27 protein-coding genes are annotated in these 25,403 nt (G+C 63.5%); 9 read left to right on the top strand and 18 right to left on the bottom strand.

The window, feature by feature from the left end:
• The 15 genes from flgM to fliE are packed head-to-tail and all read right to left on the bottom strand — an operon-like array spanning nucleotide 1 to nucleotide 12,391.
• Nucleotides 1-273: a flagellar biosynthesis anti-sigma factor FlgM gene (gene flgM / locus AC56LN_RS16085; protein WP_499573168.1), complete on the bottom strand. Its 273-nt coding sequence runs from the start codon at nucleotides 271-273 to the stop codon at nucleotides 1-3.
• 29 nt (nucleotides 274-302) lie between these two features.
• Nucleotides 303-1,253, bottom strand: coding sequence for a flagellar motor protein MotB (locus tag AC56LN_RS16090; protein ID WP_499573170.1), 951 nt, complete (start codon nucleotides 1,251-1,253; stop codon nucleotides 303-305).
• 3 nt (nucleotides 1,254-1,256) lie between these two features.
• Entirely contained in the window at nucleotides 1,257-2,168 is a 912-nt protein-coding gene (motA, locus tag AC56LN_RS16095) for a flagellar motor stator protein MotA (protein WP_258836336.1), read from the bottom strand.
• Nucleotides 2,169-2,208: 40 nt separating this feature from the next.
• A complete protein-coding gene (locus AC56LN_RS16100; protein ID WP_499573173.1) occupies nucleotides 2,209-2,940 on the bottom strand; it encodes a FliA/WhiG family RNA polymerase sigma factor in 732 nt (243 codons plus the stop codon).
• 37 nt (nucleotides 2,941-2,977) lie between these two features.
• On the bottom strand, nucleotides 2,978-3,436 hold the full coding sequence (locus AC56LN_RS16105; RefSeq protein WP_499573175.1) for a flagellar basal body-associated FliL family protein: 459 nt from the start codon (nucleotides 3,434-3,436) through the stop codon (nucleotides 2,978-2,980).
• Nucleotides 3,437-3,439: 3 nt separating this feature from the next.
• The gene (locus AC56LN_RS16110; RefSeq protein WP_499573177.1) at nucleotides 3,440-4,690 is read right to left on the bottom strand and encodes a flagellar hook-length control protein FliK; all 1,251 of its coding nucleotides are present in this window, start codon (nucleotides 4,688-4,690) and stop codon (nucleotides 3,440-3,442) included.
• Nucleotides 4,687-5,004: a hypothetical protein gene (locus AC56LN_RS16115; protein ID WP_499573179.1), complete on the bottom strand. Its 318-nt coding sequence runs from the start codon at nucleotides 5,002-5,004 to the stop codon at nucleotides 4,687-4,689. The genes AC56LN_RS16110 and AC56LN_RS16115 overlap by 4 nt, the downstream gene beginning before the upstream one ends.
• Nucleotides 4,997-5,386 (bottom strand): flagellar export chaperone FliS, encoded by a 390-nt coding sequence (fliS, locus tag AC56LN_RS16120; RefSeq protein ID WP_499573181.1) that lies wholly within the window; start codon nucleotides 5,384-5,386, stop codon nucleotides 4,997-4,999. The genes AC56LN_RS16115 and fliS overlap by 8 nt, the downstream gene beginning before the upstream one ends.
• 11 nt (nucleotides 5,387-5,397) lie before the next feature.
• Complete coding sequence (fliD, locus tag AC56LN_RS16125; protein WP_499573183.1) at nucleotides 5,398-6,777, bottom strand: flagellar filament capping protein FliD; 1,380 nt, start codon at nucleotides 6,775-6,777, stop codon at nucleotides 5,398-5,400.
• Nucleotides 6,778-6,809: 32 nt separating this feature from the next.
• Complete coding sequence (locus AC56LN_RS16130) at nucleotides 6,810-7,292, bottom strand: flagellar FliJ family protein (RefSeq protein WP_499573185.1); 483 nt, start codon at nucleotides 7,290-7,292, stop codon at nucleotides 6,810-6,812.
• A 10-nt stretch (nucleotides 7,293-7,302) separates the two neighbouring features.
• The gene (gene fliI / locus AC56LN_RS16135; protein ID WP_499573187.1) at nucleotides 7,303-8,619 is read right to left on the bottom strand and encodes a flagellar protein export ATPase FliI; all 1,317 of its coding nucleotides are present in this window, start codon (nucleotides 8,617-8,619) and stop codon (nucleotides 7,303-7,305) included.
• Nucleotides 8,616-9,302 carry a flagellar assembly protein FliH gene (fliH, locus tag AC56LN_RS16140; protein WP_499573188.1) on the bottom strand — a complete coding sequence of 229 codons (687 nt, stop codon included), beginning with the start codon at nucleotides 9,300-9,302 and terminating at the stop codon, nucleotides 8,616-8,618. Before fliH ends, fliI begins: the two co-directional genes overlap by 4 nt.
• On the bottom strand, nucleotides 9,299-10,321 hold the full coding sequence (locus AC56LN_RS16145; protein WP_499560399.1) for a flagellar motor switch protein FliG: 1,023 nt from the start codon (nucleotides 10,319-10,321) through the stop codon (nucleotides 9,299-9,301). Before AC56LN_RS16145 ends, fliH begins: the two co-directional genes overlap by 4 nt.
• On the bottom strand, nucleotides 10,305-12,002 hold the full coding sequence (gene fliF / locus AC56LN_RS16150; RefSeq protein WP_499573190.1) for a flagellar basal-body MS-ring/collar protein FliF: 1,698 nt from the start codon (nucleotides 12,000-12,002) through the stop codon (nucleotides 10,305-10,307). The genes AC56LN_RS16145 and fliF overlap by 17 nt, the downstream gene beginning before the upstream one ends.
• A 35-nt stretch (nucleotides 12,003-12,037) precedes the next feature.
• Nucleotides 12,038-12,391 (bottom strand): flagellar hook-basal body complex protein FliE, encoded by a 354-nt coding sequence (gene fliE / locus AC56LN_RS16155; RefSeq protein WP_499573308.1) that lies wholly within the window; start codon nucleotides 12,389-12,391, stop codon nucleotides 12,038-12,040.
• A gap of 321 nt (nucleotides 12,392-12,712) precedes the next feature.
• Between fliE and AC56LN_RS16160 the strand changes: the two genes are divergently transcribed.
• From AC56LN_RS16160 to AC56LN_RS16190, 7 genes are read left to right on the top strand one after another with little or no spacing between them, the layout of a single operon-like run.
• On the top strand, nucleotides 12,713-13,645 hold the full coding sequence (locus AC56LN_RS16160; RefSeq protein ID WP_499573192.1) for a FliM/FliN family flagellar motor switch protein: 933 nt from the start codon (nucleotides 12,713-12,715) through the stop codon (nucleotides 13,643-13,645).
• A gap of 5 nt (nucleotides 13,646-13,650) precedes the next feature.
• On the top strand, nucleotides 13,651-14,001 hold the full coding sequence (locus AC56LN_RS16165) for a FliM/FliN family flagellar motor switch protein (protein WP_499573194.1): 351 nt from the start codon (nucleotides 13,651-13,653) through the stop codon (nucleotides 13,999-14,001).
• Entirely contained in the window at nucleotides 13,998-14,795 is a 798-nt protein-coding gene (gene fliP, locus AC56LN_RS16170; RefSeq protein WP_499573196.1) for a flagellar type III secretion system pore protein FliP, read from the top strand. Before AC56LN_RS16165 ends, fliP begins: the two co-directional genes overlap by 4 nt.
• Before the next feature lie 30 nt (nucleotides 14,796-14,825).
• Entirely contained in the window at nucleotides 14,826-15,095 is a 270-nt protein-coding gene (fliQ, locus tag AC56LN_RS16175; protein WP_499573198.1) for a flagellar biosynthesis protein FliQ, read from the top strand.
• Between the two features lie 16 nt (nucleotides 15,096-15,111).
• Complete coding sequence (fliR, locus tag AC56LN_RS16180) at nucleotides 15,112-15,891, top strand: flagellar biosynthetic protein FliR (RefSeq protein ID WP_499573200.1); 780 nt, start codon at nucleotides 15,112-15,114, stop codon at nucleotides 15,889-15,891.
• On the top strand, nucleotides 15,881-17,017 hold the full coding sequence (flhB, locus tag AC56LN_RS16185; RefSeq protein WP_499573202.1) for a flagellar type III secretion system protein FlhB: 1,137 nt from the start codon (nucleotides 15,881-15,883) through the stop codon (nucleotides 17,015-17,017). Before fliR ends, flhB begins: the two co-directional genes overlap by 11 nt.
• A gap of 5 nt (nucleotides 17,018-17,022) precedes the next feature.
• Complete coding sequence (locus AC56LN_RS16190) at nucleotides 17,023-19,116, top strand: flagellar biosynthesis protein FlhA (protein WP_499573204.1); 2,094 nt, start codon at nucleotides 17,023-17,025, stop codon at nucleotides 19,114-19,116.
• On the opposite strand, the gene AC56LN_RS16195 is transcribed toward AC56LN_RS16190, so the two are convergent.
• Entirely contained in the window at nucleotides 19,113-19,976 is an 864-nt protein-coding gene (locus AC56LN_RS16195; protein ID WP_499573206.1) for a hypothetical protein, read from the bottom strand. The two genes, AC56LN_RS16190 and AC56LN_RS16195, sit on opposite strands and share 4 nt — an antisense overlap.
• Before the next feature lie 86 nt (nucleotides 19,977-20,062).
• Nucleotides 20,063-20,935 (bottom strand): flagellin N-terminal helical domain-containing protein, encoded by an 873-nt coding sequence (locus AC56LN_RS16200; RefSeq protein ID WP_499573208.1) that lies wholly within the window; start codon nucleotides 20,933-20,935, stop codon nucleotides 20,063-20,065.
• A gap of 231 nt (nucleotides 20,936-21,166) precedes the next feature.
• On the opposite strand from AC56LN_RS16200, the gene AC56LN_RS16205 reads away from it, so the two are divergent.
• On the top strand, nucleotides 21,167-23,449 hold the full coding sequence (locus AC56LN_RS16205; protein ID WP_499573210.1) for a tetratricopeptide repeat protein: 2,283 nt from the start codon (nucleotides 21,167-21,169) through the stop codon (nucleotides 23,447-23,449).
• 107 nt (nucleotides 23,450-23,556) lie between these two features.
• On the opposite strand, the gene AC56LN_RS16210 is transcribed toward AC56LN_RS16205, so the two are convergent.
• Complete coding sequence (locus AC56LN_RS16210; protein WP_499573212.1) at nucleotides 23,557-24,354, bottom strand: FkbM family methyltransferase; 798 nt, start codon at nucleotides 24,352-24,354, stop codon at nucleotides 23,557-23,559.
• 240 nt (nucleotides 24,355-24,594) lie between these two features.
• Between AC56LN_RS16210 and AC56LN_RS16215 the strand changes: the two genes are divergently transcribed.
• Nucleotides 24,595-25,380, top strand: coding sequence for a class I SAM-dependent methyltransferase (locus tag AC56LN_RS16215; RefSeq protein ID WP_499573214.1), 786 nt, complete (start codon nucleotides 24,595-24,597; stop codon nucleotides 25,378-25,380).
• Nucleotides 25,381-25,403 lie beyond the last annotated feature (23 nt).

The raw sequence follows: 25,403 nt of genomic DNA on the forward strand, positions 1-25,403 counted from the left end.
CTAGCGCCCTCCGTGGAATTTCTGGATCAGGCCTGCCAGCCGGGCCGGATCGAACGGCAGCTCGCCGCGCGTGAGGGCTGCTCGCAACTCGGCCACACGAGCGGCGTCGAAGTCGGGCATGGCGCGCATGGCCTGGGTGGCTGGACTGAGCACTTCAGACTGCAGGGCAGCGGCGGGTGCAGCCGGCGCCTCGGCAGGCAGCGGGGCCGCCACGCTCGGGGCGCCGGCAGTCACGCCAGCGCTGGCGCTGGAAGATGACGCGGAGATTTTCATACGCTGTCCTCGGGATTTGGTGTGAATCGTCATGGCGTGTCCGGCAGTTGGCCGCGCAGTTGTTCCAGATCCGCTTCGTCCGGCAGGCTGACCGTGGCGCCGCTGCCCAGCGGGGTCTTGGCGCCGGCGCCGGGCGCGCCGAACATGTTCGAGACAGCGCGCGACTGGGCGCTGGTCAGGATCAATAGTTCAATGCGGCGGTTCATGCCGTCAAGCGGCGTTTTCGGATGGAGCGGGCCGCGATCGGCCATGCCGACTACCTGCAGCACGGTGGTGCTCTGCATGCCGCCGGTGAGCAGCTGGGCGCGCGCGCTCAGGGCGCGGTCGGTCGAGAGCGCCCAGTTCGAATAGCCGCCCTTGTCGGCGCCGGCGTAGCGGCTCGAATCGGTGTGCCCGACGATCAGCATCTGGTTGCGCATGCGCGCGAACAGCGGCCCCATTTTTTGCAGCAGGCGTGAGAAGCGTCCGGTCGGCAGCGCACTGCCGCGCATGAACATGCCCTGCTTGTCGGTATCGTGCAACATCACGCGCAGGCCATACGGCGTGACCACGGTCGCCAGGTTCGAGGCCAGGCCCGCTTCGACCGACAGTTCGGTCAGGGCCTTGGACAGTGCCGAGAGGTCGGCCGGCGTTTCATAGCCGACTTTCGGCGCGGCCGGGCTGCCGGGGTCGCCGGTGCCGGCGTTGCCGGTGCGCGACACCGGGAAGCGTTCGATCATGCTGCCGCTGGGCTCACTGGCGATGGCCGGCTTCTGGCCCTGGCCCTCGAGCATGCCGCTGTCGGTCGCCTCGCTGATGATGGCCTTGAGGTTCTGCTGTTCGCGCGAGGCGATCAGCCACAGCACCAGGAACAGGGCCATCAGCGCCAGGCAGAAGTCGGCGAACGCGACTTTCCAGGCACCGCCATGTTCGTCATGCTGATGCTTGCCGCCGCCGCGCTTGACGATGGTCGATTCGTGTTTGTCGTTCGTTTTCGACACGTGTTACCCCGTCATGCGGTCGGCGGCGCGACGGCGCTTGTTCTGCGATTCGTCTTCGCCACCCATCGCGTTGATCCACTGTTCGAGCTGGGCAAAGCTGGGCTTGGTATTCAGCTGGATCAGGCGGCGCCCGGCGTCGATCGCCAGCAGGGCGGGCTTGCCGGCCACGTGGGTGCACAGCACGACCTTGACGGTTTCCATCGTCGACGCATCCGAGTTGACCGTCTGCTTCATCAGGTTGGCCAGCGGCTCGAGCACGCCGTAGCAGGCGAAGATGCCGATGAAGGTGCCGACCATGGCCGCACCGATCTTTTCGGCGATCTCGCCCGAATCGGCGCCGCCCGAGACCGAGTACATGGCCATCACGATGCCCAGCACTGCGGCCAGGATGCCGAAGCCCGGCATCGCTTCGGCGATCTTCTGCAGCGATTTGGCCGGTTGCGTCAGCTCTTCGTGGATGGCCTCGAGTTCCTGCTCGAGCACGCCTTCGAGCTCGTGCGCATTGATCTTGCCCATTGCCATCAGGCGGAAGTTATCAACGATGAAGGCCAGCAGTTTGGTTTCATCCAGGATTGCCGGATAGCGTTGGAACAGGGGGCTCTCGGCGGGCGCCTCGACGTGCGCGTCAAGGGCTTTCAGGCCGCCGGCGGCAGTCTGCAGCAGCTCGTACATGAGCAGCAGCAACTGGCGCTGGAACTCCGAATCGTGCTTCTTGCGCGCCGCGACTTTCTTGAGCTGGTGGCCCAGCTCGGCCAGCACGTGCTTCGGATTGCCCAGCACCAGGGCGCCCAGGGCGGCGCCGCCGATGATTAACAGTTCGATCGGGTGGAAGATCGAGGTAAAGGTGCCGCCCATGAGGGTGAAGCCCCCGAAGACGGCGCCGAGCACGATGGCGATACCGAGTAATTGCTGCATGACGTGGTGCCTTTCTGGCGTTTTCTTGTATAAATTCGGTTCAGGCGCGCTGCAGCGCGGCTTTCATCTTGGTCAGTGCGCTCTTGTTGAGCTGGCAGACGCGGGCATCGGACAGGTCGAGCACGGCGGCAATTTCCTTGTAGCTCAGTTCGAACTCGTAGATCATCTGAATCACGCGCTGTTCCTTTTCGTTGAGCGCCGTGAGCACCTGTTCCAGACTGCGCCGGACGATGTATTGCTCCTCGGGGCCGGGCGTGTGGTTGGATTGCGCCACGGCATCCTGCAGCACTTCGTCAAAGCTGAGCATTTCCTCGGCGCTGTCGTCGAGCAGGTATTGCTGGTACTGCGCCGCGCTCAGTCCGAGTGCGCTGGCCGCTTCCTGTTCGTCCGGCTCGCGTCCGAGCTTGCGCGTGAGCGCGCGCAGCAGATCGCGCTGTCGGTGGCTGTCCTGGCGTACCGTGCGCGGGCGCCAGTCCTGGCGCCGCAGTTCATCCAGGATGGCCCCGCGCACGCGCAGTGCCGCATAGCTCGAAAACCCGGTGTCGGGCTGGCCGTAGCGGCGCAGCGCTTCCAGCAGGCCCATCAAACCGATCTGCTCCATGTCGTCGCGCCCCATCGCGCCCGATACCTGGCTGCCGAGCTGGCGCGCGATGCGCTTGACCAGCGGCGCAAAGGCCAGCAGGTGCCGCCCTTCCTCGAGCGAGCTCATGCCTGCGCTGGCCGCCACTTCGCCATAGTCGGCGGCGGCGCCAGGGTCGACGTAATCGGTCATATAGGACACAGGGTTCCCGGATCGAGGCGTGGCCGCTTCACTCGATGATCAGCTTGCCGACCATGACTTCGGAAAACGGTTTGGCATGGTTTTCCTTTTCATAGTTGGCGTTGAATACCTTGTTCAGGTCGGCCGCATACTGGTCGACCGTCATGCCGGAGGCTTCTGCCAGCGTGCGTGCCGAGAGCGCCGAGACAGCGATGCTGCGCAGCAGCGGCAATTGTTCCTTGGTTTCTTTTTCTTCTTCCGGCGTGGTGGCCAGCACCAGGTCGACCGACAGGTAATGCGCGGCCTGCTCGTTCGGGGCGCGGCGCAGCATGACGATCACCTTGTCCAGCGTGACATACTTGGTCAGCTTTTTTTCGGGGGCCGGCTTGGCGGCTGCGGCGCCGGGCGCGGTGGCCGCGGCCGGGTTCAGGTACCAGAAGGCCCCACCGGCCGCCGCGGCGGCCAGAACGGCGACGGCGGCAAATGCAATGATCAGTTTGGCTTTCATGGTCTAGTCGCGTGAATACAGGGAAAACAGGGAACCGGCTTCGCCGGCATCGTTCAGGGCCAGGCCGGGGGTGCGCGCCTGCTCCTGCTCTTGTTGACGGCCGCGTCCCTGGGCATCGGCGCCCGGCTGGCCCGATGGCTGGTTGCTGGCCTGGGCGCTGGCCTGGGCACGTGGCACCTCGGTCACGTTCACCGAGACGTTGCCGTACTGGCGTCCGGCCAGGTCATTGCGCAGGCTGTCGCTGACGGTATTTAACTGACGCAGCACCTCGGTATTCGTGGCGGCGATGTGCACTTCCAGATTGCCGCCGCTGTGGCGGATCGAGATGTCGATCCGGCCCAGCATCGGCGGATCGAGGCGGATCGTGGCCTGTTCGGCGTTGCGCCCGACCTGCAGCTGGAGCCGCTCGCCCAGCGCTTCGTGCAGGCTCTGGCGCCAGGCGCTGGGCGGACCGGCCAGGGTCAGGCTGTCGGCGCCGCGCGCCGGCTGGATGGCGTTGCCGGCGGTCCCGCTGGCGGCACTCAGGGGCGCTGCCTCGACGCGCTCGCTGCGCGCGGTCTCTGCGCCGGCGCTGCCAGCCGGCGTGCCCGCAAGGGCGGTGACCGGCGCGCTGTGCGCTGCGCCCGCTGCGGTGTCCGGCAGCACCGGGGCAGCAACGGCCCGCGCTGTCGGCGCAGGGTTCGCTGCCGCATCCGCCAGTGCAGGGGATGCGCCGGCGATACGCGATTCGGCCCGCGCAGTCAGCACCGTCGACGCAGGCAAGGCCACCCCCGCCGTGGCAGCGGTCACTGTGGCGGTCATGCCGGTGCCAGTGCCCGTGCCATCGTTGGCGGACTCCGTCCTGGTCCCCGCCATCGCCATCATCATGGCCGGCATTGCGGCATGCGAGATCGGCAATGCCATGGCCATCGCCATGGTTGCAAAGGGGGTGTCGAAGGAGATGCTCTGGTCGGCGCCGACGGCAATCCCGGCCGGATCGTCCTGATCGGGCGACGGCACTGGCGTCACGCCATCGACAGGCGCCGCTTCGGGAGCTGGAACGCTGGCGAACTCGGGCAGGGGAGCATCGGCAGCGATCCATTGCTGGAACGGCACGGCCTGGGGCGTGCTTGCGAGCTCGGCAGAAGGCAGCACGCTGCCGTCAGGGGCCGCCCCGACATTCAGCGCGTCTGCCGCGCCGCTGGCGGCGCGCGGACTGGCGGCGGCCTGCATGGCGCTGTTTGCGCCGTTGTTCATCGAGATCGACAGATTCATCTTGGGGTATCACCAGGTTCGGGTTCGCCCGCGAGGGCATAGGCCATCCAGCCTTCTTTGTTGTCACACATGTCAGCCAGCCGGGCCGCCAGGCCAGATGCAGCTTCACGACTTTCCCGGGCGGCGCCATCATGGGCTGTGCGCAGTTGCGCGAGGGCGGCGCGTTCGCCTGCGCTCCACGGCCCGCGCGCTGCCAGTGCCTGGACTTGCGGTCCGAGTTCACGCACCGCGCGCTCGAGCAGGTCCCAGTCGCGGCGCGCGCTGGCATCCTGCAGGCGCGCAGTCAGCTGCGCGAGACCAGCGCTCCTATCCATTGCGTTCCTGCACGCCTTTCCAGCCTTGGCGGATAGTCGTCAGGACGCCCGTGACGTCGTCCACCATGGTCGGGTCGAGCTTGATGCCAGCGCCATTGAGGTGGCTGGCGCAGAAGTCATAGATGCGCGCCAGATTGACGACCGTTTCGCCGCCACTTTCAAAGTCGAGCGAGCTCGACAGGCCGTTGATGATTTCGATGCATTTGTCGATGCTGGCCGCTTTCTGTTCGTAGCGCCGGGCCACGATGTGGGCACGGGCACGCGCCAGCTCGTCGAGCAGGCCGTCGGTGAGCAGCAGCACCAGTTCGACCGGCGAGGCGCGCGAGGTCTGGGCATCGAGGTTGACGGCGTGATAGTCGCCGTAGGCTTCTTGGTAGGACATGGCGGCTTTCGTCAGTTTTTGTCGTTGCTGAAGAGGGCGTCGAACAGCGATACGTTCTGGTTCATCACCCCCTGCATGCTCTGCAGTTGCGTGAACTGCTGCAGGTAGCGGCTATACGCCGAGTCATATTGCTTGTCGATGGTGAGCTGGCGGCTGGCCAGTTGCGTTTGCTGATCGCTGGTTTGCTCGCGGCGCTGCTTGATCTGGCCATCAACGCCGTTACTCCAGCCTTTCAGATACTTGTCGAGCGCGCCGGCAATGCCGGTCGGGGCAGTCGATGAGCTGCTGCCAATGAGCGTGTCCAGCCCGGTCGGGTTACGCGCCAGCTGGGTCAGCAGGCGGCTCGAATTGACTTCCAGTGTCCCATCCCGGGTGGCAATGATGCCGAACGACGCCAGCGAATCGCCGCTGCTCGGACGCAGCAGGGTGGCGAGCCGATCATTGAGCGAACGGATGCCGCTGTCGCTTGCGAACGCGCCGCCTGCCACGCCCTTGGAAGGATCGCCTGTGCTGCTCAGCTTGCTAAGGGTGGCCTTGAGCTTGTTGTAGGCATCGACGAAAGCCTGCACATTGTCGGTGGTAGCCTTGCTGTCGGCGCCGACTGTCAGCGTGACCGGGGGCGCGCCGCTGGCCTGAGCCTTGGTGAACGTCATCTGGACGCCATCGACGGCCGTGAAGGTATTGGTGGCCTGACTGATGACAGTGCCGTTTTCGGCACCGACATGGATTTCGGCATCCCGGGCTTGTACCAGGTCGCTCACATTGCCTTCTACAAACTTGCCGGATAACGCAGGCTCGCTCGCTCCGGTCAACCCGCCAGCATTGATCCGGATTTTCGACGCTGCGCCGGTGTCCCTGGCCGTGAGCACGAGCTCGGCGGTGCTGCCGGTAGTGACGATCGAGGCCGTGACTTTGCCGTCATTGCCACTGGCGCCATTGATGGCAGCGGCCAGTTCGCGCGGCGTCAGGCTGTGCTCTGTGGCACCCAGCTCGACATCGAATGCGGCAGCACCGTCCATCTCGATCGTCAGCTTGCCGCTGATTGCCGCCGTGTCGCTCAGGCCCTTGTAGGAAACCTGGCTGGCGGTAGCAAGCTGCTTGACGAAGAACGAATAGCTCCCCGATGCGGCGGTGCTGCTGGCAACGGCTGTGCCGATTGTGGCATCGCCAAACGTTGCCGCCTGCGCGTACACGGTTTTGTTCAGGCCGGTGAGCGAGGACAGGCTGCCTTGAAACGCCGTCATCGCCGAGTTGAGCTCGCTCAATCCTTTTTCGGCGGCCGTAGCGGCCGCGATCTGGTTGGTCAGAATTTGCTGGCGCGCGCCGACATAGGCCTCGGCCAGTGAGGTTGCGGTTGGAATCGGGTCGTAGGTCGGTGCGGTAATCGCCATGCGTTACTCCTTGTATAGTTTGGGTGCGTCGTTCATGGCGCAGTCATGCCGCCCGTTTGACCTGCCATCCACGCCTGGGTGGCGAGCTCATCTTCGCCCTTCCTGATTGCGCGTTCTTTTTCGCTGGCCTGCGCATCCTGCTCGCGCACCAGCACCTTGCCCAGCAGTTCGCGCCGCACCCAGGCTTCTTTCAGGCGCGCCTGGGAGACGGCCATGTTCGCATCGTGCAGCGACAGGTCGACGCGGTGGCTGTCGGCCAGCGCCATCACGCCCTGCTTGTAGGCGCCGCAGTTCAGCGCCAGGGTTGGCGATAGCGCATGCCTGGCCGCGCTGCCGTTGCGCGCATTGCCTGAGGCGCCGCTGCCTTCGGTCAGGGCGGTGAGGCGGTCCAGGTTGTTCTGGTAGCGTGTCCGGGTCGCCTGCTGGCTCGACACGTCGGCCTGGAGCTGGTCGACCTGGGTCGACTTCAATTGAACCAAGGTGCCCAGGCTGCGGATAGTGCCGTGTCGTTTCATGTCAGGTTCCTCATGCCATCATCGTTTTCAAGGCATCGATACAGGCCCAAAGCGGCGCCTCTTCACGAGTGCCCTGGCACAGGAATGCTTCGATCCGGGGCTGCAACTGAACCGCGCGGTCGGTCTCCGGGTCGGCGCCCGGCACATACGCGCCCAGCGGTATCAGATCGCGCACCCGCGCGTGGCGCGCCATGGTCGCCTTCAGGCGGCGTCCGGCCAGCGCGTGCTCCTGGTCGACGATCTGGGCCATGCAGCGCGAAATCGACTGGGCGACGTCGATCGCCGGATAGTGACCGCGCTCGGCCAGTTCGCGCGTCAGCACGATGTGGCCGTCGAGGATCGCGCGTGCGGCATCGACCACCGGATCCTGCTGGTCGTCGCCTTCGGCCAGCACGGTGTAGATCGCGCTCATGCTGCCTTGCGCGTGTTCGCCATTGCCGGCCGATTCGACCAGCTGCGGCATGTTCGAAAAGACCGACGGCGGATAGCCGCGCGTGGCCGGCGGCTCGCCCAGCGACAGCGCCACTTCGCGCAGCGCCATCGCGTAGCGGGTGAGCGAGTCGCACAGCAGCAGCACGTGCTGCCCGCGGTCGCGAAAATGCGCTGCGACTGCGTGGCAAAGCTCGGTCGCCATGACCCGCATCAGCGGGCTTTCGTCGGCCGGGGCCACCACCAGCACCGCGCGCTTCAGGCCCTCGGGACCCAGCGAGCGCTCGACGAATTCGCGCACTTCGCGGTTACGCTCGCCAATCAGGCCGACCACGATCACATCGGCCACGGTCTGGCGCGTGATCAGGCCGAGCAGCACCGACTTGCCGACCCCGGAGCCGGCCATCAGGCCGACGCGCTGGCCCTTGCCGATGGTGAGCATGGCATTGATGGCGCGCACGCCGACGTCGAGCGGCTCCTCGACCGGGGTCTTCTTGAGCGGATTGACGCGCGGCGGCGTCGTCGCCAGCGGCTGGTCGCCGCCCAGGCGTCCAAGCCCGTCGATCGGCTCGCCCAGGCCGTTGACCATGCGCCCCATCCAGCTTGGGCCGATCATCAGCTCGCTCTTGTCGGGAGCCGGCAGCACGCGCGCGCCGGTCGACAGCCCTGAGGCTTTCTTGAACGGCATCAGGTACGACACCTTCTCGCGGAAACCGACCACCTGCGCATCGAGCCACTCGCCATCGACCGTCTCGATACGGCAGCGCTGGCCGGTATGCAGGCGGCAGCCGACCGATTCGAGCAGCAGGCCCTGGGCGCCGACCAGGCGCCCGGTCGGCGTGGCAACCGGCACGGCGCCGATGTCGACTGCGCGCAGGGAATCGGCCAGGGCCTTCATGACGCTGCGTCCTCACCCATGAGCTGGCCATGGACCTGTTCCATGACCGCGGCCAGGCGCCCCTGGCAGCCGGCGTCGACTTCGTTGTCGCCCGAGCGCACGCGGCATTCGCCGGCTTCGAGCGCCGGATCGGGCAGCAGCGTCCATTTTTTGGCCCGCTTCGGGTCCAGTTCGAGCACCCGGCGCAGCTCTTCCGGATTCATGAACACCTCGACCTGGTCGCGCGACGGCGGCATCACGGCCAGCGCTTCTTCGACCAGCGACAACAATTGCACGGGTTGAAGGGCCAGTTCGGCGCGGATGACCTGACGCGCGATCTTGCCCACCAGCTCGACGACCTCGGTGCGCTGGGCCGCGCGCAGGTCGGTCTTGAGCTTCTTGAGATTCTTGAGCATCGCGTCGATCGGCTTGGACAGTTGATCGAACTGGTCCAGCGCCATGGCGCGGCCTTCTTCAATACCGCGCTGCAATCCTTCGCTCTGGCCCAGCGGGAAACCTTCGGCCCGGCCCTGGTCGAGGCCGACCTCATAGCCTTCGCGCTGTCCCTGACGGTAGCCGTCGGCCAGCGCACTTTGCCATTCTTCGGCCGTGTCGGCGCTGGCCCCTGCGCCGGCAGCTCCGGGCAGGCGCGCCGTGCTGAACTGGTGCAGCGGCGGGAAGTGGAAGGGCCGGAATGGCTTCATTCTGCCGTCGCCTCGGCAAACAGCTGGATGTCGATCTCGCCGGCGTCGGCCAGTTCCTTGACGGTGGCCATGATTTCGCGGCGGGTCTGGACGATGCGCGACATCGGGACAGGGCCCGAGCGGCGCATCAGGTCTTCGAAGCTCTGCGCCTGGCGACGCGGCATGGCGGCCAGGATGACATCGCGCAGCGCCGGCTCGGCGCCCTTGAGGGCGATCGCCCACTGTTCCAGCGGCACGTCGTCGAGCAGGCGAGCGATGACCTGTTCGGTCTGGCGCGACAGGATGAAGAAGTCGTACATCGACATCTCGATCTGCGTTACCACGTCCGGATCGTGGGCGCGCAGCAGTTCGACCATGCCGGCGCGGTTGTCCTGCAGGCGGTTGAGGATGTCGGCTACCTGGCGCACGCCTTCGACGTTGGCGCTCTGGGTGTCGAGCGCCGCCAGGCAACGGCTGACCAGCTCTTCGAGCTCGTGCAGCACGTCGCGGTTGATCTCATCCAGGCGCGCAATATTGAGCAGCACCAGTTCGCGACCTTCGGCCGGCAGTGCCTCGAGGATCTGCGAGGCCAGTGCCGGCGGCAGGAAGGCCAGGAACACTGCCTGCATCTGCACGTGTTCGCTCGAGATGAATTCGGCCAGCCACTTGGGCGAGGCGTATTGCAGGCGCGCCATCTTGGGACGGATCGCATCGCCATAGATCGTGTTGAGCACGCTGTTGGCGATATCGCTGCCCAGCGCCAGGTCGAGCGAGCGTTTCAGATAGCTACGCGATGCGCCGTGCAGGCCGCTTTGCTGGCGGTAGTCGTCGAAGAACGTCTGCAGTGCCGACTTGACGGCATCGACCTTGATCCCGCTCATGCGCGACATCACTTGGGTCAGCTCCATCAATTCGTCGCGCTCCAGGCAGCGCAGCACGGCCGCCGCCTGTTCTTCGCCGATCGACAGCAAGACGATCGCTGCCTGCTCGACAGGGCTCAGGACGCCTTCGGCGCCATCATCGTTATTCAGCTCGTCCATGTTTCTTCTGTACCCATTGTTTGACGACTTCGGCGACCCGCTCCGGTTCCTTGGCGGCCAGCACTCTCAGATGGTCGACCATGACGTCGACGGGCGAACCGGACGGCGGCAGATCGTAGTTTTCAAGCAAAGGCACCACCGCATTTGGTCCGCCAGCCGACATCGGTTCAGGCGCGCCCAGTGCGGTGGCGCTACCCGGCAGGGCAGCGCTGGCGCTGCCTGCGGCACCGGCTGCGCCCGGCAATGCCGGCACGCCCGGCGCCAGTGGCACTGGCGGCGCCAGGCGGGTGGTTGCCGCGCGCAGCAGCGGACGGGCCAGCAAGAAGTAGGCGAGGACCGCGCCCAGCGCCCACAGCGCGTAGCTGGTCATGTCGACGACGTTGTCGCGCTCCTGCCACCATTGCTCGGCTTCAGGGGCCGCAGGGAACTTCAGGCCGGACACGGCGAGCACATCGCCGCGTGCGGCGTCGATGCCCAAGCCGCCTGCCAGGATCTTCTCGATATTGGCCAGCTCGGCCGGCGTCCAGGCTTGCGCGTTGGCGGCGCTGGCATTGTTGAGCACCACGGCCACCGACAGTTTCTTCAGGCGTCCGCGCTCGCGCTTGATCTGCGTGATCGCGCGGTCGTAGGCATACTGGCGGGTGGTGGCGTTCTTGCGCGCACTGCCGTCGTCGTTGGCCGCGCCAGGCGCCGCGGCGCCTGCTTCGGCCGGTGGGGCGACTGCAGGAGGACGGTTCGACAGCGTGCCCGGCACGCCCATGGCCATGCGGCTGCGCTCCATCTCTTCGCGCATCGCTTCGCTCGTCACTTTCGGCGCTTCACCGTATTTTTCTTGGGTCTCTTCGATGCGGTCATTGTCGACGGCGGCAGTGACGCTGACCTTGTAGTTGTTCACGCCCAGAATCGGCGCGAGCAGGTCGTTGACGTTGCCGCGCACTTCGTCGGCAAAGCGTTTGGATGCGCCGTCGCCTTGGGCCGAGCCGTCAAAGCCGCCCTCGAGATCGACCCGCGACGACAGGAAATTGCCGGCCTGGTCGACCAGCGAGACGCGCTGGGGCTTGAGGCCGGCGACACTGCCCGAGACCAGGTTGACGATGGCAGCGACTTGCTCGTTGGTCAGTTGACGGCCGGGCTTGACTGTCACCGCCACCGAGGCCGAATTGCCATCGCTGTTGCCGGTGACGAAAGAGCTGGTCTTGGCGATCGCCAGGTGCACCCGGGCCGACGCGATGGCGTCCATGGTCAGGATGCTCTGCGCCAGCTCGCCTTCCAGGCCACGCCTGAAGCGCACGTCCTGCACGAATTGCGACACGCCCAGCGGGTCGCTCCTGTCCATCAGCTCGAGGCCGGCTGGCAACTGGGCCGTCACGCCCTTGGCAGCGAGCAACATGCGTACCTTGCCCAGGCTGGCTGCCGGCACCAGCACCTGACCGCTGTCAGGATGCACGCGATACGGGATCTGCTCGGCTTCCAGCACGGTCATCATGTCGCCGGCAGCGACCTTTTCGCGCGCGCCGAAGACCGGCTTGTAGCTCGATTGGTCTTGCCACATATACATCATGATTGCAGCAGTGAGCGCAACGGCCAGGCCGAGCATCAGCGGCAAATTGTTGCGCAGGGCCGGTGGCAACGCCGGCATGGCCCGCTTGCCGCCGAAGACGGACTTGAGAGATGAAATCACGGAAACGTCGCTTATCTAGGAGCAGGCCACAGGGATCAGACCGGGAGCTTGATCAGCTCATCGACTGCAGTCATCACCTTGTTGCGCACTTGCATCAACATTGAAAAGGACAGGCTGGCTTCCTGGCTGGCAAGCATCGCGCCGACCAGGTCATCGCTTTTGCCAGATTCGACGGCAGCCACGCGTGCGCCGGCAGCCTGATCCTGTGCATCGACCCCCGCAATAGCATTCTTCATGGCCTGGGTGAACGAAAACGCGGTGTCGGCACCAGCGCCTTGCGCGCCCAGTTCGGCAAACGACGCAGCCGCAGGCGCGATCGCCATGCGGTTTGCATCGTTGGTCAGTTGGGCCAGGTCGGCCCTGATAAGGCCGGCGAGTTCAGTTGCCATGGTGTTTTCCATTAGAAAATGTTGTTTGATCGCGACAAAATTACTGGTTTGTATCGATAAAAAACGAAGGTCGGTATTGTTTTTATTGAATTTTGAACAACGAACGCTCTGTCGATTCCACAGCGTTTCCTCAGTTTGCAGTCCATTTCGCCTCTCGGAGGCCACAGCAGCACGCGGTTGTTGCGATGCGACAGATTAATCTTACCGTAGGGCAAGTGGGAAATCAAAGGAGAATGTCAAACTTTTGGCAGCGCAGTTGACTGTATAATTGTTGCTGGCGGGAATGATAGGACGTCATCCACCATGAACTTTCAATTAACAATGATGCCGATTAATCAACTCGACCGTACGCGCGACTTCCAGGTACTCGACCCCTGCCTGCTGGGACGTCCGGTGCACCTGCTGCCGGGCTTTGCTGCGCACCTGTCCGATGCATTGGGCAGCACCATGGCCTCGCCCGAAGGGCGCCGCTACTGGGGTGCTTATCGCCTGGAGAGCCTGGCGTTTGCGCCCGCCCCCGAGGGCCTGGCGCTGCGTTGGCTCGGTGTCAGCGGCGCGTATGGGCAGGCCGCTATTGCATTCGAGCGCGGTCTGCTGCTGGGACTGCTCGAAGGCCGTTATGCCCGGCGCACGCCGACGACGACTTCTGCTGCGGTGCAGCGTGATCCGCTTGGCGAACGCGTGACCTCGACCGAAGAGCGTCTCGCCGCAACCCTGGCCCAGCAGGTCGCCTTGTTGCTCGACGAGCGGGTTGGCGAGGGACTGGGTGCGGCCCGTGTTGTTGTTGCGAAGCATACTGCGCCCAGGCAAGCTGGCAGCATCGGCGCGGCGATCGTGCCGGCCAGCGCTCCCGGCAAGGCTGGCTGGGTCATCCGCGCTGTCCTGCGCGAACAGTACGGCAGGCGCGATTCGGACGAGCCGGGCTTGGCAGCCCCCGAAGGGCAGTTGTGGATCAGTCTCGACCATGCCCTGATGTCGCAGGTGCTGCAGGGGCTGTCGGCCGAGCGCAATGCCGGTCGCGGTCCGCGCATGGCGCGCGAATCGCTTGCCTCGCATTTGTCGGTCAAGCTCGAAGGCCGCTTGGTGAGCAAGGAAGTGACTCTGGCGACGCTGTTCGATCTGAAGGTCGGGGATGTCATACCGGTCTCGGTCGGCCGCGCCGACGTGCTGCTGGACGACTCCCGCTTGTTCACTGCCGCTGTTGCCGAGCATAAGGGCAAACTGTGTTTAACCTCATTTGAAGACGCCGAATAATGGACATGAACCTCAACGAGCAACTGGCTGACGACGTGATCATTGACGATCTGGACGGTGTCGAGCAGGCCAGCGAAGCGCCCGGCCGCAAGAAAGGTCGCCAACTGCCGCAGATGATGCGCCGCATCCCGGTTACCCTGACGCTCGAAGTCGGATCGACCCGCATCTCGCTGCAGGAACTGATGGATATCCAGCCGTCGTCGGTGCTGCCGCTCGATTCGCTCGCCGGTGAGCCGCTGGTGATCAAGGTCAATGGCACGCCCATCGGCCGCGCCGAGGTCGTTGTCGCTGGCGAGCAGTACGGCCTGAAGGTAATCGATCTCGATGGCTTGAACCTGGACCTGCTGGCGCCATGATTGGCGCTACCCGCAGTGCCTGGCGCGCAGCCGGGGCACGCCGCGCCGGCCTGCTTGCGCTGACCGGCGGGCTGCTGCTGCTGGGCCTGGCGTTACCGGCGGTCGCCCAGAACCAGGACTTGCTGGCCGGGGTGATCCCCGGCGCCAACGCCACTAGTTCCGGCATGAGCGTCAAGTCGCAGATCCTGGTCATCATGACCCTGCTCGGGCTGCTGCCCGTGATGATCATGATGATGACGTGTTTCACCCGCTTCGTGATTGTGCTCTCTCTGCTGCGCCAGGCCCTCGGCCTGCAGCAGGGTCTGCCGACCCGGATCATCACCGGCATTGCCCTGATCCTGACGGTGCTGGTGATGCGCCCAGTCGGCGAGCAAGTCTGGAAAGACGCTTTTCTTCCATATGATCAGGACAAGATCGGCCTCGAGCAGGCGCTGCGCATCGCCGAGGTGCCCGTTGCGCGCTTCATGCTTGCCCAGACCAGCAAGACCTCGCTGGCCCAGGTCGCGCGCCTGGCCGGCGAATCGCTCGAGCAGCCGCCGCAGCAGCACAGCTTCCCGGTCAAGCTGGCCGCCTTCGTGCTGTCCGAACTGAAAACCGCGTTCCAGATCGGTGCCATGCTGTTCATTCCGTTCCTGATCATCGATCTGGTGGTGGCCTCGGTACTCATGGCAATGGGCATGATGATGCTCTCGCCGCTGGTCATTTCGCTGCCGTTCAAGCTGCTGCTGTTCGTGCTGGTGGACGGCTGGACGCTCACGGTGAGCACCCTGGTGGGCAGCATCCATGCGTACTAGCGACACAGCGCAACGCCGGGCGAGGCTGACATGACGCCCGATATTGCCGTCGACCTGGTCGTCGAAGCCCTGCAGATCGTGATGATGATGGTGATCGTGCTGGTGGTCCCGGGCCTGCTGATGGGCCTGGTGGTGGCGCTGTTCCAGGCCGCCACCCAGATCAACGAGCAGACCCTGAGCTTCCTGCCGCGCCTCCTGGTGACCCTGGTGGCGGTGATCGTGGCCGGCCACTGGATGACCTCCAAGCTGATGGACTACTGCATCTCGGTGTTCCAGCGCGCTGCCACCCTCGTGGGCTAGGGCAGGGGCGGCGCCGATGGAGCTCGTTGGTTTCCTTCTGCCGCTGATGGGCGCCTTGTGGTGGCCATTCTGCCGCATCATGGCGATGATGGTGACCGCCCCGGTGTTCGGCGACGGCGCCATTGCGATGCCGGTGCGCGCGCTGCTGGCGCTGGTGCTGTCGTTCCTGATGCTGCCGCTGACCACCCGCGGCGTGATGCCCGATCCGTTCTCGCTGGCCGGGGTGATTGCCATGTTCGAACAAGCCGTGATCGGTGCCGTGCTCGGCCTTGCCCTCCAGTTTGCAATGGCCGCTGTCACCCTGCTCGGTTTTTTGGCGTCGAGCCAGATCGGTTTTTCGATGGCCCAGATGAACGACCCGGTCAACGGCCAGGCGTCGGACGTGATCTCGGGCCTGATGTCGCTGGTGGCGATGCTCGTGTTCTTTGCCATCGACGCCCACCTGGTGCTGGTGGCCGTGCTGGGCCAGAGCTTTCATGCCTGGCCGGTCGGTGCCGGCGTGCAGCCGCTGTTGCTCGAAGCGGTGGCGCTGAATGTGGGCTGGGTGTTTTCGGCGGCAATCCTGCTGGCGCTGCCGATCGTGTTCTCGACCGTGGTGGTGCAGATGGGCTTTGGCTTTCTGAACCGGGTGGCGCCCAGCCTGAACCTGTTTTCTCTGGGCTTTTCGCTGGTGACCATCTTTGGCCTGTTGATGCTGATCCAGCTGGTGCGCTTCATTCCCGAACACTACATTGCCATGACCAACCAGGTGCTTGAAATGCTGGGCGAACAAATGAGGATGGCCCGTGGCGGATAACAGCAGCGGCGACAAGACCGAAAAACCCTCGGCCCAGAAGCTCAAGAAGGCCCGCCAGGAAGGGCAGGTGGTGCGCTCGCGCGACCTGGCCACCGCAGTGGGCATCCTGGTCAGCCTGAAGGTGTTTACCTTCATGGCGCCCGCCTACCTGGAAGACCTGCGCCACCTGTTCCAGCTGGTGTACGTGCCGCTCGGTGAGGTGGGCGACCTGGAAAACGCGTTATCGGTGGTATTGACGGCCGCCTTGCTGCTGTTCGTGAAGATGGTCATACCGCTGGCGCTGGTGCCGCTGGCAATCATCCTGGCCGGCGCGGTGCCGGGCGGCTTCATTGCCAGCAGCAAGAACCTGGCGCCCAAGTTCAGCCGCTTCAGCCCGATCACCAATCTGGGCAACCTGTTCGGCCAGAAGCATTGGGTCGGTTTTTTGACCTCGACCGCCAAGGCGGTCGTGCTCGGCGTGGCGCTGTGGTTCGCCATCACTGGCGCCGTGAAGGCCTATGTCGAGCTGCAGCAGATGGCGCTGCCCGAGGCGCTGGCCGCCGGCAGCGCCCTGGCAATGGACGGCTTGATGGCGCTGGTGGCGGTGTTCGTGGTGTTCGCCCTGATCGATGTGCCGGTGCAGCACTTCATGTTCATGCGCAACCAGCGCATGAGCAAGCACGACATCAAGGAAGAACACAAGAGCAGCGAAGGCCGGCCCGAGATCAAACAGCGCATCCGCCAGTTGCAGCAGCAGCTGGCGCGGCGCAGTGTGCGCGGCACCGTGCCCACCGCCGACGTCGTGATCGTCAATCCCGAACACTACGCGGTGGCGCTCAAGTACGACGCCGGGCGCGCCGAGGCGCCGTTCGTGGTGGCCAAGGGAGTCGACGAGATGGCGCTCTACATCCGCCAGGTGGCGCGCGAGAACGCGGTCGAGACCCTGGTGTTGCCGCCGCTGGCGCGCGCCATCTACAACACCAGCCAGGTGCAGCAGCAGATCCCGGCACAGTTGTACCAGGCGGTGTCGCAGGTCCTGAATTATGTTTTACAACTGAATGCGTTCCGTTCGGGAAAGCGCCAGGCGCCCCCACGGTTCCCCAACGAGATGGATGTGCCATCTCATCTGAGTGAGGCCAAAGCATGAACTTCATGAATTCCTTCAACGGCGTGATGGCGGAGCTGCGACGGCACAAGTTCGCCGCGCCGATCTTCCTGATTGCGCTGCTGGGCATGATCATCCTGCCGCTGCCGCCAATCCTGCTCGACGTGCTCTTCACGTTCAACATCGTGCTCGCGCTGATCGTGATCCTGGTGGCGGTGACGGCGCGCCGGCCGCTCGACTTCTCGGTGTTCCCGACCGTGATCCTGGGCACCACCCTGATGCGCCTGGCGCTGAACGTGGCCTCGACCCGCGTCGTCCTGCTGCATGGTCACGAAGGCACGCACGCCGCCGGCCAGGTGATCGAATCGTTCGGCAATGTGGTCATCGGCGGCAATTTCGTGGTCGGCCTGGTGGTGTTCGTGATCCTGATGATCATCAACTTCATCGTCGTCACCAAGGGCGCCGAGCGCATCTCGGAAGTCTCGGCCCGCTTTACGCTCGATGCCTTGCCGGGCAAGCAGATGGCGATCGACGCCGACCTGAACGCCGGTCTGGTCAACCAGGAGCAGGCCACCATCCGGCGCAAGGACGTGGCCGCCGAGGCCGATTTCTATGGCGCCATGGATGGCGCATCGAAGTTCGTGCGCGGCGACGCCGTCGCCTCGATCCTCATCCTGATCATCAACCTGATCGGCGGTATCGCGATCGGTTCGCTGATGCACGATCTGCCGGTGGCCGAATCGTTCCGCGTATATGCGCTTCTCACCATCGGCGACGGCCTGGTGGGCCAGATCCCGGCCCTGCTGCTGTCGGCGGCGGCAGCGATTCTGGTCACCCGCATCGGCGAATCGGGCGACCTCGAACAGCAGGTCGGCAGCCAGTTGCTCGCCCAGCCGGGTGTGCTGTACTCGGCTGCCGGGGTGATGCTGATCATGGCCGTCGTGCCGGGCATGCCGTGGTGGTTCTTCGCAACCGCCGCGGGCGTGCTGGCCTATGTCGGCTGGAATATGTCGAAACGCGTGCTGGCGCCCGACGTCGCCGGAGTGGCCAAGATCGAGGCGGCGCTGCGCGACGAGCGCATTCCCGATCTCGATTGGCAGGCGCTGCCGGTCGTGCAGCCCGTGACGGTGGCGGTCGGCTACAAGCTGGTCGGCATGATCGACCGCGCCCAGGGCGAGCCGCTGCAAAAACGCGTCAAGGGCGTGCGCCAGAGCCTGTCGGAGCAGATGGGGATGCTGTTGCCGGCGATCGCCGTGCGCGACGACCTGGCGCTGCGCCCGACCCAGTATTCGATCAGCCTGTCGGGCACGGTGGTGGCCGAGGCCGAGGTGATGCCAGATCATCTGCTGGCGATCCCGTCGCCCAATGTGTATGGCGAGCTCGACGGAGTACCGGGCCTGGAGCCGGCCTACGGCATGGCCATCACCTGGATCACGCCCGACCAGAAGGCGCATGCGCTGGGCCTGGGTTACCAGGTGATCGAGGTGCCCAGCGCGATCGCCACCCATGTCTCGAAGGTGGTGCGCGAGTACCTGCACGAACTGTTTCGCCATGAAGACGTGCCGGCCATCTTGGAGCGCCTGACCGCGCTCTCGCCCAAGCTGGCCGCCGCGCTCGACAAGGCGCTGACCCATACCCAGCTGCTGCGTGTGTTCCGGGTATTGCTGGCCGAAGGGGTCTCGCTCAAGGACATCGTGGTGATCGCCACCACCTTGCTCGACAGCTCGGAGACGACCAAGGACCCGATCCTGCTGGCGGCCGAAGTGCGCTGCGCGCTGCGGCGCCAGATTGTCTCGACCCTGTTCGGCAAGAAGAAGGACATGCCGGCCTTTAATCTGTCGGCCGAGCTCGAGAACATGCTGCTGGGCTCGCTGAACCAGGCGCGCCAGGCCGGCGGCGGCAAGGTGGCGCTGGACAATTACCCGATCGACCCGCAACTGCTGTCGCAACTGCAGATCAATATGCCGGTGGCGCGCGAGCAGATGAAGGGCCAGCACACGCCGCCGCTGCTGCTGGTCCTGCCGCAGGTGCGCCCGCTGCTGGCGCGCTATGCGCGCCTGTTCGCGCCGGGACTGCACGTGCTGTCGTATAACGAGATTCCCGAGAACCGGGATGTGTCGATCGTGGGGACCGTCGGCTAGCGCTCGGGTTCGGCCGGCCCGCCCTGGGCCGGCAGCAGCAGCGCGAGTTCGGCCACTGTCCGGAACACGGACGGAGTGAGCGCCTGCGCGGCAGCTTCGGCATTGGCCAGCATGGCGTGCGAGCGGCCTTCAGGCAACCCGTCACGGTATTGCCAGCGCAGCACGTTGACGTTAGCACGTGCCAGCGCCTGTTCCAGCACCGGCTGCAGCCAGCGCAGCCGCGTCAGTGCGCGGCTGTCGGCCGCGCAGATAGTCAGCGCCACGCCCTGTGTCATCGGTTCCACCTGGATCACCACCACACTGCCGTCGGCCAGTGTCAGCTCGAGCAGCAGCGCGGCACGCGGCCGGCGCCGGCGCCCCGGCGCTTCTTCGGCATCCTCGGCCAGCACGGCGAGGTGCTGGGCTGCGTGCGAACCGGCGTGCACCGTGAAGCGCCACGCATCCGGATGGAACAGGTGTGGTTCGGGTGCGCGCGCCACCTGGCCCTGCTGGGCTGCCGCCAACAACGCTGGCGACAGGTGGCCGCCGCTGTCGGCCAGCGCGCGGCTGGTCAGCGCGCTGCCGTGGTTGCGCACCTGGGCGCGCCAGCTGCGTGCCAGGCTGGCGCCGTCCTGCTGCGGATAGGCCATCTGGCGCGCCATCAACACTTGGTCCGGACGCATCGCCGCGCCTTCGGCGCCGGTCTCCGGCGCCGGCTGGCCTGCGGCGCCGGCAGTGCTCGATAGCGTCTGCGAAAACGGCAACGGCGGCCCATCGCCGCTGCCGGTGAGCAGGGCGGCAGGCGCGGCTGCGATGACCGGCGTGACATGCAGGGTGGGCGCGCTTGGCGCAGGCAGGGGAGGAATGGCGATGCTGGTCATGATGGACCTGTATCAGAATGAAAAAAGGCCAGCCGCTTGGCTGGCCTTTGGGCAATGCCCGGGTGCGGTACCCGGGCGCTAGGCCATTATTGCAGCAGCGACATGACCATCGACGACATGCTGTTCGACTGCTTCAGCATGGCGGTACCAGCTTGCATCAGCATCTGGTTCGACGTCATGCTCGCGCTTTCGGTCGCGAAGTCGACGTCCATGATACGGCCGGTTGCGGCCTTCGTGTTGCTCGAAATGTTGGCCAGGTTGTTGTACACGTGGTCCAGGCGGTTTGCGGTCGCACCCATGCTCGAACGCACCGAGCTGACTTTATCGATTGCGTCCGACAGCAGGTTGATGCTGGCGTTGGCCGACGCGGTCAGTTCGGTGCCGGCAGTTGCCGTGCTGGCAGTTTGGCCTGCATAGATCGATGCCGAACCGAGCGAGGTGAACACAGTACCGCTCGCGCCCATTTCGGTCGCCAGGTTCAGCTGCATCGTTTCCGACGTGTCCGAACCGATCTGGAACGTCATTGCCGATGCCACGGTGCCGGCCTTGAGCAGTGCCTGGCCACCGAACTTGGTGTTGGTCATGATGTTCTGGATTTCTTTGCCCAGGTTGTCGTACTCACCCTGCATTGCTGTTTTGTCTTTGGTGGTTGACGACGTGTCGGCTGCCTGGGTGGCCAGGTCTTTCATGCGGACCAGCATGTTGGTAACTTCGTCCAGCGCGCCTTCGGCGGTTTGCAGCATCGAAGTGCTGTTCTGGGTATTGCGCATGGCGACCGACATGCCGCTGGTTTGCGCTTTCAGGCGGGTTGCGATCTGCAGGCCGGCAGCGTCGTCCATTGCCGAGTTGATGCGGAAACCGGTCGACAGACGGGTCATGGACGTCGACAGCGAGTTCTGGGTGCGGCCCAAAGCATTTTGTGCTGCGAGTGCTGCGTTGTTGGTGTGAAGGCTCAGCATGGTAACGCTCCTGGTAAGGTTGAATTCGGTTGAAATGCGCTTCCGGCGCGCTCTCACAGGTACAAGGCGACCACATCTGCAAGTTAATTAAGTGCCGTATGGAAATTTTTTATTTTGTTTAGCGACAGGGCTGCCGGATGCCGTCCTCTCCCTGTAGGCAATGCACAACATCGCCTGCGTGCCGCAGTGGAATGTGCCACAATTGTCATACGGAAACTTAAGTGGCCGTATATGATGGATGTTGCGGGCGCCAGCACCACGCATTCCATCCATTACAGCAAGGTATTTTCCATGACCAGTATGTCACCCGAGCCAGTGGGCATCTCCGGACACGATCGCAACGAACAGGTTCATGCACTGTTTTTAGGCGGGGTTGCGCTTCACCGAGAGAACTTGCTCCCGCAAGCGATGCAAGCTTACGAAAAAGTGCTGCGCATGGCACCCGGTCATGTGGGGGCCTTGCATCACGTCGGCATCATTGCCATCGAGACGGGTAGTTACGAAGGAGGTGCAGGCTTTCTGCGCTCGGCACTGGCAATCAATGCCGAGATCGGCGCGATTCACGTCGACCTGGGCAATGCATACCAGCAATTAGGACAATTTGATCTGGCGCTTGTCTGCTATGGCCGGGCGCTGGCACTGGACGGCGCCAGCGCGGACCTGCACTACAGCCGTGGCAACGCCTTGCAGGCGCTGCGGCGTTTCGAAGAAGCGTTGCACGAGTATGAGCAGGCGCTGGCCATGAATCCGCACGATACGCAAGCGCTGAATAATCGGGGCGTCGTATTGAGGGAATTGGGGCGATTCGAGCAGGCGCTTGCCAGTTATGATCGCGTACTGATGTTGACGCCACATTGCCTGGATGCGCTCAATAACCGGGGTAATGTGCTCAAAGAGCTGCGTCGGTTCGATGAGGCACTGGCCAGCTTCAATGCAGCGCTGTTCGTCGACCCTGCCTCGCCCGATTCCTGGTTCAATCGCGGGGTGACCGAGCATGCGCGCGGTGACCATGACGACGCCCTGGCCAGCTATGGCCGCGCCATCGATATCGACGCGAACTTTGCCCAGGCTTACCACAATCGCTCAACCGTACTGCATCATCTCAAGCGCTACGATGACGCGCTTGCCGACTGCCAACAGGCGATCAAGCTCAAGCCCGACTATCAGGAAGCCTACAAGAGCTGCGCAGCAGTACTGCGGGCCCTCAAGCACTTCGACACCGCGCTGGGCTGCGCCGACATGGCAGTGCGTTTGCTCGAAGACGATGCCCATGCGCATGACGTACGCGGAACCATCCTGAGAGACGTGAAACGCCTGGAAGACGCGCTGGCGGCGCACGAACGCGCCATTGAGCTCGAACCGCGCATGGTCAGTGCGTACCAGAATCTCGCTAACGTCTTGCGCGACCAGAAGCGTTTCGCCGAGGCCGAAGCGACCTACACCAGAGCCATTGAGCTCGACGATGAGCGTTCGGAAAGCTACCTCAATCGCGGAACCGTCTATGCCGGCTATGGTGATTATGCGCGTGCGCTGGCAGACTACGATGCCGCAATTGCGCGTGATCCGCGCATGGCTGGCGCCTATTGGAATCGCAGCCTGCTGCACCTCGAGCACGGTAATTTCCGGCAGGGCTGGATCGACCATGAGTGGCGCTGGAAGACGCCACACTTCGAGAATTCCGCAGACAGTCGCAATTTCATGCAGCCGCAGTGGCGAGGCCAGGCGTTGAACGGGAAGACGATATTGCTGAGTTCAGAGCAGGGATTCGGTGACACGATTCAGTGCAGCCGATTCGCGACGCTGTTGGCGGCGCGTGGCGCGACTGTCATCATGGAAGTGCAGCGTGGGCTGGTGGAGGTGTTAAGCTCGATTGAAGGCGTGAGGGCGGTGGTGGCGCGGGGCGACCAGCTTCCGAGATTTGACTACTGGTGCCCAATGATGAGCGTGCCAATGGCGCTCGCAATGGAGCTCGACGACATTCCCGCACCAGCCCATTATTTGCGGTCGGATACAGGCCGGATGCAGGCATGGGCGCAGCGCCTGGGGCCGCAAACGCGGCTGCGGGTTGGCCTGGTCTGGAGCGGAAATCCCACGCATGGCAACGATGTGAGTCGAAGTATCGTGTTCGCGCAATTCATGCGCATGCTACCCGTTGGACCCGAATACATATCGTTGATGAAAGACGTGCGTGATGGGGACATCGCAGCGCTTGGTGAGCGCGGCGATGTCACTCTGATCAATGAGCACTTGCACGATTTCAGTGACACTGCCGCGCTGTGCGAGCTCATGGACGTAGTGGTATCGGTCGACACCAGCGTTGCCCATCTGGCGGCCGCTCTGGGGCGGCCTACCTGGATTTTGCTGCCGGCCATCCCCGACTGGCGCTGGCTGCGCAATCGCCGCGACAGCCCCTGGTATCCTGGCGTCACCCTGTATCGTCAGCGAGTACTGGACGACTGGAGCGAAGTGCGCGAAGAAGTGTACACCAACTTGCAATCGCTGGCCCAAAGATAGGGCCTGGCATCAGGCCAGGTTCCAGGCCAGGTACCAGTCCACCTATCATGCCTAGAGCAGGGCCAGGGTTCGGGCCAGGTAGCGGAACCCTGGCCCGGTCATGAGACTCAGCCGACGCTGATTTCCTTGCACACAGGGTCAGAGTCGTGGATCGCCAGCATATTGATGCCGAGCGGAAATATTGTGTAGCCATGGGCAGTCAGGAACGAGCTGATGTCAGCTTCATTGGACTTGATCTTCTCGATCATCAATTGGGGTTTCAGGCGCGCGATGGTGTCTTGGGCGCCTTGTAATGCTTCCATTTCCATCCCCTCGATATCGATCTTGATAAAGTCGAGGCGGGGCAACCCGTAGCTGTCTATACACCGCATGTCGGTCAGCTGGGTTTTCTCTTGCGAGTAATCGATGTGCTGGCCAATGAATTCATTGTGCACGCTCTTTTTTATTTCCAGACTGCCGAAACTGGAAGGTGAAAAGTAGTTGGGTACGGGCACCCTGATCGTTCCATCCACGGCACCAACCGCAGCCCATACTGCCCGTGCGTTGAAGCAGTTGTTCATCGTCACGTTTCCGGCGAGTGCGTAAAACACCCGTTCCTGAGCTTCGAACGCGATAACTTCGCCCCATCCATACATTGCACGCGCCCACTCGATCGTATGCACGCCAATGTTGGCGCCACAATCGATCGCCACCACGCCATCGCCAAAATTCTTCCGGCGCGAGGCAAGCAATTGCAGCGCGGTGTCGACTTCTTCATGGTCAAACGATGACGTTTCGAGAAGCTGGTATCCGACGCCATAGGCGCCGTCAGGTACAGCGCGGTAATCGTGGCGGTTCACCAGCAAACTACCATGATTGGTTGAGACCAGCGTGAATGCAACGGGGCGCGAAACGGAGTTTTTCATTGAGCTAATCTTGGTTGGTTAACGGGTATTCTTGTGTAAAAATGAATAACAATATAATAAATTTATTTTTGGACATAAAGAATTCCTCATGGTATTTTTGGCGATCACGTGTGGAAAGTCAAGGTATGTGCAGGTCAACCTCATGCGCAAAGGTTTTCTTCATGGAAATATACGGCTTGGTGTAGTGTAGCGGGGTAGCATCATCACGCTCAATCACACTTTGCCACTACCGGAAATTTCATGGATATCGTCACCCCAAGTCAACAGGCAACCAGCATCGAATGCACTTGTCCAGTATGTGAAAAAACCGCATTGATATACGACGTGGTTGATCTCAACAAGAGTTGCAGCGAGTCTTGGGGAGCACACCTTCCACTGACCGGGATACCGATTTATTATCACCGTTGCATCAGTTGTGGATTCACTTTTGCTGCAGAGTTCCAACGCTGGCCGAGTGAGCGATTCTCGTCGCAGATATACAACGACGACTACATCAACGTCGATCCGGATTACATCAGCAAGCGCCCCCTCTCGAATGCGGATTTTGTTGGCAAATTGTTTAACGACCAGAGAGGTGTCATAAGGCACCTCGATTATGGTGGAGGTAATGGTTTGCTGAGCGCCAAGCTCGGCGAGCTCGGCTGGGACTCGAGGACGTTTGACCCGTTCCCTAGTAACGATCTGGCGCTCTCATCGCTGGGAAAATTCAACCTGATCACTGCCTTCGAAGTGTTCGAGCATGTGCCGGACGTGCGCGACTTGATGTCGAACCTGACCAGTCTGATGGATGAAGAGTGCGTGGTCATCTTTTCCACGCTGCTGTCAGATGACCACATCCAGTCAAAAGGTCGCCTCAACTGGTGGTATGCATCGCCACGAAACGGGCATATCAGCCTGTTCTCCAAAAAAAGTCTGGTCGAGCTGGCGAATCTTCACGGCCTTGAGTTCGGCAGTTTCAACACAGGTCTGCACTGTTTCTTCAACCGCTTGCCTGGTTGGGCGGCCAAACTGATGGGTCAGCAATAGCGTGTTCGATGCGTGGCAGCGGC

The sequence above is a fragment of the Telluria sp. ZT3P26 genome (assembly GCF_059686035.1).

What these genes read in the sequence shown, in the direction of transcription:
- flgM (WP_499573168.1), bottom strand. Translation starts at nt 273, where the DNA reads ATGAAAATCTCCGCGTCATCTTCCAGCGCCAGCGCTGGCGTGACTGCC.
- fliE (WP_499573308.1), bottom strand. Translation starts at nt 12,391, where the DNA reads ATGGCAACTGAACTCGCCGGCCTTATCAGGGCCGACCTGGCCCAACTG.
- fliS (WP_499573181.1), bottom strand. Translation starts at nt 5,386, where the DNA reads ATGTCCTACCAAGAAGCCTACGGCGACTATCACGCCGTCAACCTCGAT.
- AC56LN_RS16215 (WP_499573214.1), top strand. Translation starts at nt 24,595, where the DNA reads ATGGATATCGTCACCCCAAGTCAACAGGCAACCAGCATCGAATGCACT.
- AC56LN_RS16115 (WP_499573179.1), bottom strand. Translation starts at nt 5,004, where the DNA reads ATGGATAGGAGCGCTGGTCTCGCGCAGCTGACTGCGCGCCTGCAGGAT.
- fliR (WP_499573200.1), top strand. Translation starts at nt 15,112, where the DNA reads ATGGAGCTCGTTGGTTTCCTTCTGCCGCTGATGGGCGCCTTGTGGTGG.
- fliH (WP_499573188.1), bottom strand. Translation starts at nt 9,302, where the DNA reads ATGAAGCCATTCCGGCCCTTCCACTTCCCGCCGCTGCACCAGTTCAGC.
- AC56LN_RS16130 (WP_499573185.1), bottom strand. Translation starts at nt 7,292, where the DNA reads ATGAAACGACACGGCACTATCCGCAGCCTGGGCACCTTGGTTCAATTG.
- AC56LN_RS16145 (WP_499560399.1), bottom strand. Translation starts at nt 10,321, where the DNA reads ATGGACGAGCTGAATAACGATGATGGCGCCGAAGGCGTCCTGAGCCCT.
- fliQ (WP_499573198.1), top strand. Translation starts at nt 14,826, where the DNA reads ATGACGCCCGATATTGCCGTCGACCTGGTCGTCGAAGCCCTGCAGATC.
- AC56LN_RS16205 (WP_499573210.1), top strand. Translation starts at nt 21,167, where the DNA reads ATGATGGATGTTGCGGGCGCCAGCACCACGCATTCCATCCATTACAGC.
- AC56LN_RS16190 (WP_499573204.1), top strand. Translation starts at nt 17,023, where the DNA reads ATGAATTCCTTCAACGGCGTGATGGCGGAGCTGCGACGGCACAAGTTC.
- AC56LN_RS16165 (WP_499573194.1), top strand. Translation starts at nt 13,651, where the DNA reads ATGAACCTCAACGAGCAACTGGCTGACGACGTGATCATTGACGATCTG.
- AC56LN_RS16110 (WP_499573177.1), bottom strand. Translation starts at nt 4,690, where the DNA reads ATGAATCTGTCGATCTCGATGAACAACGGCGCAAACAGCGCCATGCAG.
- AC56LN_RS16100 (WP_499573173.1), bottom strand. Translation starts at nt 2,940, where the DNA reads ATGACCGATTACGTCGACCCTGGCGCCGCCGCCGACTATGGCGAAGTG.
- fliI (WP_499573187.1), bottom strand. Translation starts at nt 8,619, where the DNA reads ATGAAGGCCCTGGCCGATTCCCTGCGCGCAGTCGACATCGGCGCCGTG.
- motA (WP_258836336.1), bottom strand. Translation starts at nt 2,168, where the DNA reads ATGCAGCAATTACTCGGTATCGCCATCGTGCTCGGCGCCGTCTTCGGG.
- AC56LN_RS16200 (WP_499573208.1), bottom strand. Translation starts at nt 20,935, where the DNA reads ATGCTGAGCCTTCACACCAACAACGCAGCACTCGCAGCACAAAATGCT.
- AC56LN_RS16210 (WP_499573212.1), bottom strand. Translation starts at nt 24,354, where the DNA reads ATGAAAAACTCCGTTTCGCGCCCCGTTGCATTCACGCTGGTCTCAACC.
- fliD (WP_499573183.1), bottom strand. Translation starts at nt 6,777, where the DNA reads ATGGCGATTACCGCACCGACCTACGACCCGATTCCAACCGCAACCTCA.
- AC56LN_RS16105 (WP_499573175.1), bottom strand. Translation starts at nt 3,436, where the DNA reads ATGAAAGCCAAACTGATCATTGCATTTGCCGCCGTCGCCGTTCTGGCC.
- fliP (WP_499573196.1), top strand. Translation starts at nt 13,998, where the DNA reads ATGATTGGCGCTACCCGCAGTGCCTGGCGCGCAGCCGGGGCACGCCGC.
- AC56LN_RS16160 (WP_499573192.1), top strand. Translation starts at nt 12,713, where the DNA reads ATGATGCCGATTAATCAACTCGACCGTACGCGCGACTTCCAGGTACTC.
- AC56LN_RS16195 (WP_499573206.1), bottom strand. Translation starts at nt 19,976, where the DNA reads ATGACCAGCATCGCCATTCCTCCCCTGCCTGCGCCAAGCGCGCCCACC.